Origin of the sequence: Undibacterium sp. TC4M20W, from assembly GCF_049340245.1 — a bacterium.
GTDB lineage: Bacteria > Pseudomonadota > Gammaproteobacteria > Burkholderiales > Burkholderiaceae_D > Undibacterium.
Window position 1 is genome coordinate 1 of sequence record NZ_JBMPPI010000085.1, and the last position, 306, is coordinate 306.

A 306-nucleotide genomic window follows, 5' to 3' on the forward strand; every position below is an offset into this window, starting at 1 on the left:
AGGTATTTATTGGGAGGCTGTGGCACACTATTTCGCTCAACAGAAATTCCCTGTTAGTGTGGTTAACCCCGCACAAATTAAAGCATTCGGTGTCTCCCGCTTAGTCAGAACCAAAACGGATAAGGTCGATGCTCGCCTGATCTCAGAATTTGCTTTTGAGCGAAATCCTGGACTGTGGGCTGCTCCGTCATTGGCAGAGCAATCCCTACGTGCCATGGTGTTGCGCCTGGATGCCTTGCAAGTGATGCGGACACAAGAACTCAACCGGCTTGAGGTAGCCCGTGATGCCATTCGACAAGGCTTGGT

1 protein-coding gene is annotated in these 306 nt (G+C 51.0%); it reads left to right on the forward strand.

Annotated elements, in window-relative coordinates; translation table 11 throughout:
* Positions 1-306, forward strand: a 306-nt coding sequence (locus ACO0LL_RS30385; RefSeq protein WP_422954546.1) for an IS110 family transposase, incomplete at both ends; no start/stop codon positions are given.